This window comes from Streptomyces sp. SID10853, from assembly GCF_010548145.1.
In the GTDB taxonomy this organism is placed as follows: Bacteria; Actinomycetota; Actinomycetes; order Streptomycetales; family Streptomycetaceae; genus Streptomyces.
In genome coordinates, this window is the sequence record NZ_JAAGLN010000070.1 from 18,904 (window position 1) to 29,574 (window position 10,671).

At 71.4% G+C, this 10,671-nt stretch carries 9 protein-coding genes, 1 other RNA gene and 1 pseudogene; 5 read left to right on the forward strand and 6 right to left on the reverse strand.

Going from position 1 to position 10,671, the window contains the following annotated elements:
- The gene (locus G3I19_RS16065; RefSeq protein ID WP_164264289.1) at positions 1 to 1,797 is read left to right on the forward strand and encodes a thiamine pyrophosphate-binding protein; all 1,797 of its coding nucleotides are present in this window, start codon (positions 1 to 3) and stop codon (positions 1,795 to 1,797) included.
- Positions 1,798 to 1,817: 20 nt separating this feature from the next.
- Positions 1,818 to 2,654, forward strand: a complete 837-nt coding sequence (locus G3I19_RS16070) for a sugar phosphate isomerase/epimerase (protein WP_164264290.1) — start codon at positions 1,818 to 1,820, stop codon at positions 2,652 to 2,654.
- A 159-nt stretch (positions 2,655 to 2,813) separates the two neighbouring features.
- Here the strand turns inward: G3I19_RS16070 and rnpB are convergent.
- Both rnpB and G3I19_RS16080 read right to left on the reverse strand, forming a co-directional pair.
- An RNA gene (rnpB, locus tag G3I19_RS16075) (RNase P RNA component class A) lies at positions 2,814 to 3,218 on the reverse strand.
- A 53-nt stretch (positions 3,219 to 3,271) separates the two neighbouring features.
- Positions 3,272 to 3,841, reverse strand: a complete 570-nt coding sequence (locus tag G3I19_RS16080; RefSeq protein ID WP_164264300.1) for a Uma2 family endonuclease — start codon at positions 3,839 to 3,841, stop codon at positions 3,272 to 3,274.
- A 247-nt stretch (positions 3,842 to 4,088) separates the two neighbouring features.
- Here G3I19_RS16080 and yaaA point away from each other — a divergent pair, with 247 nt between their 5' ends.
- Together yaaA and eda are read left to right on the forward strand one after the other, a co-directional pair.
- Positions 4,089 to 4,871: a peroxide stress protein YaaA gene (gene yaaA / locus G3I19_RS16085; protein ID WP_164264291.1), complete on the forward strand. Its 783-nt coding sequence runs from the start codon at positions 4,089 to 4,091 to the stop codon at positions 4,869 to 4,871.
- Positions 4,872 to 5,112: 241 nt separating this feature from the next.
- Complete coding sequence (gene eda, locus G3I19_RS16090; protein ID WP_164264292.1) at positions 5,113 to 5,730, forward strand: bifunctional 4-hydroxy-2-oxoglutarate aldolase/2-dehydro-3-deoxy-phosphogluconate aldolase; 618 nt, start codon at positions 5,113 to 5,115, stop codon at positions 5,728 to 5,730.
- Between the two features lie 90 nt (positions 5,731 to 5,820).
- Here the strand turns inward: eda and G3I19_RS16095 are convergent, their stop codons facing one another.
- From G3I19_RS16095 to G3I19_RS16110, 4 genes are all read right to left on the reverse strand, one after another.
- Positions 5,821 to 7,107: a bifunctional RNase H/acid phosphatase gene (locus G3I19_RS16095; RefSeq protein ID WP_164264293.1), complete on the reverse strand. Its 1,287-nt coding sequence runs from the start codon at positions 7,105 to 7,107 to the stop codon at positions 5,821 to 5,823.
- The gene (locus G3I19_RS16100) at positions 7,107 to 7,850 is read right to left on the reverse strand and encodes a C4-type zinc ribbon domain-containing protein (protein ID WP_203599647.1); all 744 of its coding nucleotides are present in this window, start codon (positions 7,848 to 7,850) and stop codon (positions 7,107 to 7,109) included. The genes G3I19_RS16095 and G3I19_RS16100 overlap by 1 nt, the downstream gene beginning before the upstream one ends.
- Positions 7,847 to 8,716, reverse strand: coding sequence for a Nif3-like dinuclear metal center hexameric protein (locus G3I19_RS16105; protein WP_164264295.1), 870 nt, complete (start codon positions 8,714 to 8,716; stop codon positions 7,847 to 7,849). The genes G3I19_RS16100 and G3I19_RS16105 overlap by 4 nt, the downstream gene beginning before the upstream one ends.
- Positions 8,717 to 8,872: 156 nt before the next feature.
- The gene (locus G3I19_RS16110) at positions 8,873 to 9,916 is read right to left on the reverse strand and encodes an iron-siderophore ABC transporter substrate-binding protein (RefSeq protein ID WP_164264296.1); all 1,044 of its coding nucleotides are present in this window, start codon (positions 9,914 to 9,916) and stop codon (positions 8,873 to 8,875) included.
- Between the two features lie 187 nt (positions 9,917 to 10,103).
- Here G3I19_RS16110 and G3I19_RS37555 point away from each other — a divergent pair.
- Positions 10,104 to 10,671: pseudogene (locus G3I19_RS37555) on the forward strand (hypothetical protein); the annotation flags it as partial.

A 10,671-nucleotide genomic window follows, 5' to 3' on the forward strand; every position in this document is an offset into this window, starting at 1 on the left:
ATGCCCAGGCTCACCGGCGGCCAGATCGTCGTCGACTTCCTGATCCGCGAAGGAGTGGAGAAGGTCTTCGCCGTCCCGGGACACGGCAACACCGCACTTGTCGACGCCTTCGTCGACCGCAAGGACGAGATCGAAGTCGTCCCTGCCATGCACGAGCAGGGGGCCGCCCACATGGCCGACGGCTACTACCGCGCGACCGGCAAGGTCGCGGCCTGCTGTACATCCATCGGCCCCGGTGCGACCAACACGCTCACCGGTCTGACCACGGCCTTCGCCGACTCCCAGCCCTTCCTCCTGATCACCGGCGCGGTGCACACCTACATGGAGAACCACGGGGTACTGCAGGAGATCGACCGGCCGCACGGCAACAACTTCCCGCGCATGGCCGAGCCCGTCGTCAAGCGCTGGTGGCAGCCGAGCCGGGTCGACCAGCTCTCCACCGTCCTGGCCCAGGCCTTCAACACCATGTACGAGGGCCGTCGCGGCCCCGTCCTGCTGGACATTCCGCAGGATCTCCAGGCCGAGTACGGCGAGTACGAGCCGGAGGAGACCCGCCGTCGGCGCGCCCACGGCCGCCCCGGCGGCGACCCCGAGCGCATCGCCGAGGCGGCCAGGCTGCTGGCCGGCGCCCGGCGCCCGGTCATCCTGGCCGGCGGTGGCGTCATCGCCTCCGGGGCCGGCGCCGAACTGCTGGCCGTCGCCGAACGTCTCGGCGCGCCCGTGACCCACTCCTTCATGGGCAAGGGCGCTTTCCCCGCCGACCACGACCTGTACGCCTGGCCCTGCGGTGACATGGGCTCCGTCCCCGGCAACGGCGTCACCCGCTCCGCGGATGTCATCCTCGCGGTCGGCTGCCGTTTCAGCGACCGCATCACCTCCTCCTACAAGCCGGGCGTCACCTTCAGCATCCCCGGCACCAAGCTCGTCCAGATCGACATCGACGGCTTCGAGATCGGGCGGAACTACCCGGCAGAGGTCGGTGTCGTCGGCGATGCCAAGGCGAGCCTGGGGGCCCTGCTGGGCGAGCTGAACACGCTCGGCGACACCCCGGACTGGCGCTCGTCCGAGTATTTCGCCGAGTTGCAGGACCTCAAGGCGCAGTGGGAGGAGCACCTGCGCCCGATGCGGACCACCGACCACCTGCCGATGACCAACTCCCGCGCCATGGTGGAGATCCGCGAGGCCCTGCCCCGAGAGGGCATCCTGGTCACCGACTCCAGCAATCCTGCCAATCAGGCTTTCAACGAGTTCCCCGTCTACGGACCCCGTACCAACATCGTCGCCGGTGGCATGTCGGGGATCGGTTTCGGCCTGCCGGCCGCCATCGGCGCCCAGGCCGCCGTCGGTGACCGGCCGGTCCTGGCGATGGTGGGTGACGGCAGTTTCCTGCAGACCGGCACGGAACTGGCCACCGCGGTCATGCTCGGCCTTCCGCTGGTCGTGGTCGTCCTGAACAACGGCGGCTGGGAGGCGATCAAGGACCTCCAGATCAATCTCTTCGGCGAGGAACGCCAGATCGTCAGCGGCTGGACCACCAAGGACGGCAAGCCGTACTTCGCCGACATCACCGCGTTCGCCCGCTCGCTGGGCTGCACGGCCGAACGCGTCGAGGACCCCGCAGAACTCGCGGACGCCGTCCGCCGCGCCTTCGCCACTCCGGGTCCTGTGGTCATCGAGGCCATGAGCGCGCACGAACTGCCCTGGACCGAGATGCACCCGACCGGCTGGTGGGACATCACCGTTCCCGCGTACCACGGCCCTACCCGTGACGAGTACGTCGTCCAGCGCGGTTTCTGACCGGAGGGAAGGTACACACCATGGGCAACATCAAACTCGGGCTCAACCTGGAGTTCGCCCGCTTCGAGAACGGCTCCTTCGACTGGGCCATGGACCAGGCCGCGGCCATCGGCTACAAGTACGTCGAGCCGATGGTCCACTGGGGCCGTGAACTGCTCAGCGCGGCCGGCTACTTCCACAGCCTCTCGATGCTCGATGACCCGCTGCGCCTGAAGCACGCCGCGGAGAGCCGGGGGCTGAGCATCTCCTCGCTGTCCAGCCACGCGCCGCTGGCCAAGCCTGAGGTCAGCGTCGAGTATCTGCGCCAGGCCATCCGCTACGCCGCCGAGTGCGGCGCCCCCATGATCATGATCGACGACGGGCCGCTGCCGTCCTGGACCACCGAGGAGGAGAACTACACCCTCATGCGGTACACGCTCCAGGAGGCGGCCCTGGTGGCGGAGGCCAGGGGCATCGCCATCGCGGTCGAGACGCACGGCGAGTACACCGCCACACCTGAGCGGCTCGACCGCCTCATGGGGCTCATCGACAGCCCGGCGCTGACCATCAATCTCGACACCGGCAACAGCTACCTGAGCGGCAACGACCCGCACGAGTGGCTGGAGGACATCGTCGGCCGCGTCACCCACCTGCACGCCAAGGACATATCGCACGAGGACGCCGCCCGCTACCGGGGCAAGGTGCGCGGCATGCTCGGCTGCGCCTGCGGCGAAGGCGTCATCGACTGGGACCGCATCGTCGCCACACTCGCCCGTGCCGATCACGAGTTGGTGCTCTCCGTGGAGTGCGCGTCCCTGGACGCGGCCACCAGGAGCTACCAGCACCTGTCCGAACTCATCGACAGGCACACCTCCTGAGGAACGCCGCAACCGGAGCGGCTGCCTTACGGGCAGGCTCGTACGGGAACCGGAGGAGATCACACGGTGCGCCGAGGGCCTGAAACTGGCCGGCATCGTCGTCGGGCTGTTGTGGTCGCGCCGAGCGCGGCCACAACTCCCGGCATGAGGCGGTGACGGCAGACGAGCCGGCCTGTACGCCGGGTTCTGTCACCCGGAAACCTCGCGGTCGCCGGGGAGACGGCCATCCATCTACGACCGGCATTGCTGCCGGCCTCCTGCGGTCTACCCGCGAACTCGGGCGAGCAGCCCTCGAACGTCCGCGCAAGGCCGTCCTTCGACGGCCTCTCTTGACCTTGCTCCAGGTGGGGTTTACCTAGCCGCCTGAGTCACCTCAGGCGCTGGTGGTCTCTTACACCACCGTTTCACCCTTACCGGGGGCCTTGCGGACCCCGGCGGTCTGTTTTCTGTGGCACTGTCCCGCGGGTCACCCCGGGTGGCCGTTAGCCACCACCTTGCTCTGCGGAGCCCGGACGTTCCTCGGGAAGATCCAAGAGACCTTCACGCGGCCGTCCGGCCGACTCGTCTGCCGTACCGGCCATGCTACCCGGCGGACCGGGGCAGGCCGGACCCGGACGTCAGACGAAGTCGGCGGTCTCCAGCTCGAAGGCGAAGGGATCAGGGAGCGCCAGCGGCTTGCCGAACGGGATGGTGCAGCGCTGCCGGTAGTCGGCGCCCTCAGGGTCGCTGAACAGCGTCACCGAGGACTCTTCACGGTCGACGAGAAGGTAGAGAGGGATCGTGCCGCGTGCGTAGCAGCGATACTTGGCCTCCCGGTCGGCCTGCGGCTTGCTGGAAGTGACCTCGACCACCAGGGCCACACCGTCACAGGGCATCCACGGCTCGGCACCCCGGAACAGCCTCTGATCCGTCGGGGCGAAGGTGCCGTCGGGGATGGCATGGTTCTTCGGGCAGCCACCGCCGCTCCGCAGCTTCAGGCCCTTGTTCCCGGAGAAGTCCATGTCGGTCCGCGAACGTCTGGTCACCTGCTTCGCCACCAGGTTGATGTAGTCCTCATGATCCCCGTCCGGCGGTGGCGTCACGACAATCTCCCCCTCGATCAGCTCCGCGCGGAAGCCCTCCGGGGTCTCCAGCGCCAGGAAGCCCTCCAGCAGGACCTCTGCCTGCGTGAGCGGTTCATGCGGCATGGCAGTCATGTCACGCCCCTTCCTCGGTCGCTCGCCAGACTGGGACATCGGTGGCTCCACCGTCCGTGAGATGGGAGATCTTCGCTCGATCGTGGCATACGTCGGCTCCGGCGGAGGGCTGTCGGCGGTTCCTGTCGCGTCCTGTCGCGTCCTGTCGCGGAGGCACCGGAGGTGGTGGGCGGGCGGGGCCGTTCGGCCCGTCCGTCTACCCTGGCAGTCGCTGTCGTACGTACGAAGGAGACCTGCTGTGCTCGTGCTCTTGCCGCCGTCCGAGGGGAAGGCCGCAAGCGGCTCAGGTGCCCCGCTGAAGCCGGAGTCGCTGTCGCTGCCCGGACTGGCCGGGGCGCGGGCGGCCGTGCTGGACGAGCTCGTCGAGCTGTGCGCGGCCGACGAGGAGAAGGCGCGCGAGGTCCTCGGACTCAGTGAGGGGCTGCGCGGCGAGGTCGCCAAGAACGCCGGTCTGCGGACCGCGGGCGCCCGGCCCGCCGGGCAGATCTACACCGGGGTGCTGTACGACGCGCTCGGCCTCGCCACGCTGGAAGCGGCGGCGCTGCGACGGGCCGAGGAGTCGCTGATGGTCTTCTCCGGGCTGTGGGGCGCGGTGCGGATCGGTGACCGAATCCCTTCGTACCGCTGCTCGATGGGGGTGAAGCTGCCGGGGCTCGGGGCGCTGGGCCCGTACTGGCGCGGCCCGATGGCCGAGGTCATGCCGGAGGCCGCGGGCGACGGTCTGGTACTCGATCTCCGGTCCGCCGCGTACACCTCGGCGTGGAAGCCGAAGGGCGAGGTCGCCGACCGTACGGCTTCGGTGCGGGTGCTCCATGCCCCGACCCGGAAGGTGGTCAGCCACTTCAACAAGGCGACGAAGGGGCGGATCGTACGCGACCTGCTCATCGCCGGGGCGGTTCCGGCCGGGCCCGACGAGCTGGTGGAGGTGCTGCGCGAGCTGGGGTACGAGGTGGAGACCCCGGCGGCGGCCAAGCCGGGGAAGCCCCGGGAGCTGGATGTGCTGGTGAACGAGATCCACTGAGCGGGATCGGCTGGGCGGGATCGGCTGAGCGGGATCGGCTGGGCCAGTCGGCCGTCAGGCGCTCGGCCGTCAGGCGCTCGGCCGGGAAGCGCTCGGCCGTCAGGCGGCCGGTCGGGAGGGGCACGGCCTGGAGGGGCGCTGCCGGGCCGGGCCTGGTGGTGGCCTCGCCCGGGATCGCCCTGCGTTGCACAGGGTGCAACGTGCGTTGCGCAGGGCGTGTGCGCCGGGGCAGGATGGCGGTATGACTTCCGTGCTTGACCTCGCCCCCGTCGTTCCAGTTGTCGTCATCGACGATGCCGCCGATGCCGTGCCGCTGGCGCGGGCCCTGGTCTCGGGCGGGCTGCCCGCGATCGAGGTCACGCTCCGGACGCCCGCCGCGCTCGACGCGATCCGCGCCATCGCCGCCGAGGTGCCGGAGGCCGTGGTCGGCGCCGGCACCGTGATCTCCCCCGACGGGGTCGCGCAGGCAGTGGCCGCCGGGTCCCGGTTCCTGGTCAGCCCCGGCTGGTCGGACCGGCTGCTCGGTGCGATGACCGACTCCGGTGTGCCGTTCCTGCCGGGTGTCTCCACGACCTCCGAGGTCGTACAGCTGCTGGAGCGCGGCATCACCGGGATGAAGTTCTTCCCCGCGGAGGCCGCGGGCGGCACGGCCTACCTCAAGTCGCTGGGCGGGCCGCTCCCGCAGGCCAGGTTCTGCCCCACAGGCGGTATCTCGCTGGCCTCCGCACCCTCGTATCTGGCGCTGCCGAACGTGGCGTGCGTCGGCGGTACGTGGATGCTGCCGGCCGACGCGGTGGCGGCCCGGGACTGGGACCGGGTGGAAGTGCTGGCCCGCGGCGCCGCCGCGCTGCGCGGCTGAGACTCCGCCCGGGGGCCGGGCCCTCCCGCACCACCGGGCCCTCCCCCGAAGCCCCGGCCCCGCCCCGCGGTGCCCCGTGGCTCAGCCGGCTCAGCGCAGGTGCGACGTGTCGTTCAGCAGCCGTACGGACGCGTTGCCGTCGGCGTAGTACGCGACCGTCGACACCGACGCCGCCGACAGCTCCATCCGGAACAGGGACTCGGGCGGTGCGCCCAGCGCGAGCCGTACCAGCGTCTTGATCGGGGTGACGTGCGTGACGAGCAGCGCCGTCGTCCCCCGGTGGCGTTCGATCAGACGGTCACGGGCCGCCGCGACCCTGCGGGCCACCGTCGTGAAGCTCTCGCCGCCGCCCGTCGGCGCCGCTTCCGGTGAAGCGAGCCAGGCGTCCAGGTCGGCCGGGTAGCGTTCGCGGGCCTCGCCGAAGGTCAGCCCCTCCCAGGCGCCGAAGTCCGTCTCGCGCAGGCCCTCTTCGACCTGCACCTCAAGGCCGAGCCGGTCGGCGACCGCCTGCGCCGTCTCACGGCAGCGGCGCAGAGGCGAGGAGACGACTGCCTGGACCGTGCCACGGGCGGCGAAGGCGGCCGCCGCGTCGGCGGCCTGCGCCCGGCCCGTGGCGGACAGCTCGGGGTCCGTGCCTCCGCTGCCGGAGAACCGCTTCTGCGGAGTGAGCGCCGTCTCGCCGTGCCGCAGCAGGATGAACGTCGCCGGAGCGCCCAGATCAGCGGCGGCCCCCCAGCCGACGGACGGCGCGGGAGCACCTTCACCGGCGCCGGAGACCTCCCCGGTGGCCACCGGGGAGGTGGCCACGGGGGCTCCCCCGGCGCCCCGGTCGCGTGCGGAATCAGCCCGGGCCGGTTCCTCACGGGCCGACTCCTCCCGGGCCAGGCCATCCCGGGCCAAGGCGTCCTGGGCCAGGCCGTCCCGCGCGGCGAGTTCCGCCGTCGAGTCCGACGGCTGCCACTGTCCCCCGGCCCGGCCCGCGTCCATCGCCTCGTTCGCGAGCCGGTCCGCGTGCTTGTTCTGCGCGCGCGGGATCCACTCGTACGTCACCTGCTCGCCGGGCAGCACCGCCGCCGCCCTCGCGGCCAGCGGTTTCATGTCGGGGTGCTTGATCTGCCAGCGCCCCGACATCTGCTCGACGACCAGCTTGGAGTCCATCCGGACCCGGACCCGGGCCGCCGGGTCCAGCGCGGCGGCGGCGCGCAGCCCGGCGATCAGGCCCCGGTACTCCGCCACGTTGTTCGTCGCGATGCCGATGTACTCCGCGGCCTCGGTGAGCGTCTCCCCGCTGACCGGGTCGAGCACGACGGCGCCGTAACCGGCGGGGCCCGGGTTGCCCCGGGAGCCGCCGTCCGCCTCCACGACGAACTCCCGCATCAGATACCCGAGTCGGCCGTACGCACCAGGATGCGGCGGCAGTTCTCGCAGCGCAGGACCGTGTCGGGAGAGGCCGCCTTGACCTCGTTCACCTCGGTGATGTTCAGCTCCAGACGGCAGCCCTCGCAGCGCCGCTGGTAGAGCCGGGCCGCGCCCACGCCGCCCTGCTGCTCGCGCAGCTTCTCGTAGAGCTTCATCAGGTCGGCGGGGACCGAACCGGCCACGACCTCGCGCTCCTTGGTGAGCGTGCCGGTCTCGCGGTCGATCTCGGCGGCGGCCACGTCCCGGCGCTCGGTGGCGTCGGCCACCTTGGCCTCGACGGACGCGACCCGCTCGGTGAGCTCGGTGGCCCGCTCCTGCGCGGACTCGCGGCGCTCCATGACCTCCAGGACCACGTCCTCCAGGTCGCCCTGGCGCTTGGCCAGCGAGGCGATCTCGCGCTGGAGGTTCTCCAGGTCCTTGGGCGAGCTGACCGCGCCGGAGTCGAGGCGCTGCTGGTCGCGGAGCGAGCGCTGGCGGACCTGGTCGACGTCCTGCTCGGCCTTGGTCTGCTCGCGGGCGGTGTCGCTCTCCTCGGTCTGCACGGCGACGCGCAGGTCACGGAGCTGGGTGAGGTCCTTGGTCAGGGAGTCGATCTCGGCGTGCTCCGGCAGCGACTTGCGCTTGTGCGCGAGCTGCGACAGGCGTACGTCGAGGGACTGGACGTCGAGAAGTCGGATCTGGTCGGCGTGCGCGGCGTTCAGTTGGGGGCTCCAGAATGCTCGGTTGCGGTGGACGCCGCGTGGGCGGTCCAGGGGTCTGTGACCGTACGGGACACATGGGTGCGCAGACCCCATCCGTTCCGGTCGGAAATCTCGTCGAGCTGGGCCGCGGCCTGGGTGCACCAGGGCCACTCGGTGGCCCAGTGTGCCGCGTCGAGCAGGCCGAGCGGCGACTGCTGCACGGACGACTGCTGCACGGCTTCGGACACCGGGTGGTGGCGCAGGTCCGCGGTGAGGAAGGCATCGGCTCCTGCGGCGCGTGCCTGCCCGAAGAGGCTGTCGCCCGATCCGCCGCTGACCGCGACGGTACGGACGAGCGCGCCCGGGTCGCCCGCGACGCGGATGCCCTGCGCGGTGGCGGGCAGCCTGGCCGCGGCCAGAGCGGCGAACTCCCGCAGCGGCAGCGGGTGGTCGAGCTCGCAGACACGGCCGAGACCGCGGCGGCCGAGCGGATCCGTGGGGTCGGGGACGAGCGGACCCACCACCCGCAGGTCGAGGGCGCCCGCGAGGGCGTCGGAGACGCCGGGGTCGGCGGTGTCGGCGTTGGTGTGCGCGACGTGCAGGGCGATGCCGTGTCTGATCAGGGTGTGGACGACCCGGCCCTTGAAGGTGCCGGCCGCGACCGTCGTCGTACCGCGCAGATAGAGCGGGTGGTGCGTGACGACCAGCTGGGCGCCGAGCCGTACGGCCTCGTCGGCGATCTCCTGGACGGGGTCGACGGCGAAGAGGACGCGGTCGACCTCGTCGCCGGGGTCACCGCAGACCGTGCCGACGGCGTCCCAGGATTCGGCCCGCTCGGGCGGCCACAGGGCGTCGAGCGCGGAGAGGACTTCAGACAGACGGGGCACGCTTACAGGTTACCCGCGCTCCGTGCCCCGGCTGCCGGTCGGCCCCTGCGGACCTGCTGTGCGGCCCGGCGGACCTGCTGTGAAGCCAGCCGGCCCCGCGCCGCCGTTCCCGGCCGGACCCGATACCCCCGCTGTCCCCCACTGCCCCCCGCTGTCCTACTTGACGAGGTACCCCTGGAGGTCGTCGAGGACCTTGTTGGCCGCCGTCACGCCGAGCCCCAGGTACCAGGTCTCGTCCGGGACGTTCTTCGCCTGTCCGTCCTTGACCGCCCTGAGGTTCTTCCAGAGCGGGTTGGCCTGGACGGTGTCGCGCTTGGTCGCCTTGGGGTCGCCGTACACACCGGTGAAGATCCAGTCCGCGTCGGCCGAGTCGATCTTCTCCGGGCTGACCTCCACCGCGAGGTCCTTCACCTGCTGGCTCTTGGGCCGCGGCAGCCCGGCGTCCTGGAGGATCGTGCCGATGAAGGAGTCCTCGGCGTAGAGCCGGATCCGGTCGGGCATGTAGCGGACCATCGAGATGGTCGGCTTGTGGGGGCCGACCTCGGTCCCCAGCTTCCTGGCCCGCTTCTCGTACGCGCCGAGCTCGGCCTTGGCCTGCGCCGTCCGGTCCAGGGCCGCGGCGTTCAGCAGGTAGTTCTGCTTCCAGGTGAAGCCGGGGCGGATGGAGAAGACGGTCGGCGCGATCTTCTTGAGCTGGTCGTACTTGTCCGCGGCGCGCAGCTGGCTGCCGAGGATCAGGTCCGGGTGGAGGTTGGCGATGGCCTCCAGGTTGAGGCTGTTGATGGTGCCGACGTTCTTCGGGTCGCCCGCGTTCTTCTTCAGATAACCGGGGATGCCTTCGCTGCCCTCGGTGGGGGCGTAGCCGACCGGCTTGATGCCGAGCGAGACGACGTTGTCCAGCTCGCCGACGTCGAGCACCACGACCCGCTCGGGCTTCGCCTTGAGCACGGTCTTGCCCATGGCCTGGGTGATGGTGCGCGGGAACTGGCCGGGCTTGGCGTCGGTGCCGAGCGCGGCGGTCTTCGTCGCCGCGTCGCCGAAGTGCTTGCCTCCGGTGGCCACGTCCTTCTTGGCCGCCGAGTCGGCCTTGCCCGAGCCGGCCCCTCCGTCGCCGCTGTCGCTGCTTCCGCAGGCGGTGAGGGCGAGCGCGCCGGTGAGCGCGAGGGCGGCGGCAGCGGTGCTGCGACGGCGTATGGACATGGGGAAGCTCCTGACAGAAACCACTTAGGTGTGCCTTACCTTAAGCTGTGCCCCGGTTGTGAGCACACCCGCCCCCTCCCCCTCAGGCGAACACCGGGACAGCCACCCGTATGTGTGAAGCGGCAGGCACGGGCCGACTCGGCAGGACGTACGAAAACTAGCTTCGGTGTCCGGAGGTGACCGAAATATGACGCCCTCGGCCACGAAGAGCCCGACAGAGACCGCCGTACGGACCGGAGTACGGACCGCAGTGCTGACCGTCGTACGGACCGCCGCAGGGGGCGGCGCGGCGGACCGCGCGACGGACCGGACGGACCGGACGGACCGGACGGATCAGGCCGTGGACGGTGCGACGGACGACGCCCCAGGCTCTGCCGCGGACCGCGCCGCAGACAGTACGACGGACGACGCAGACAGTGCGGCGGACCGCGCGCACCGCGGCGGCCCGGTGCCGGAGACGGCCGGACTCACCATCGCCGGCGACGGTTCCTACGCGGCCCGGCTGGCTCGCCGCGCCGGGGACGCCTGGTTCCCCGAGCGCTGGACGCTGGACGGCCCCGAGCCGTACGCGGTGGAACTCCCCGGCCTGCAGCCGGAGGAGCCCGGCTCCGATGTGCTGCCGATGGCCGACGGGCGGGTGCTGATCCGGCGTTCCGTGGCGGGGCGGCACGCCTTCTCGCTGCTGTACCCGACCGGGCCCGGCACCGGCGAACTGCCGCTGGGCGCCGTCGAGTGCGAGCGGCTGACGCTGCTGC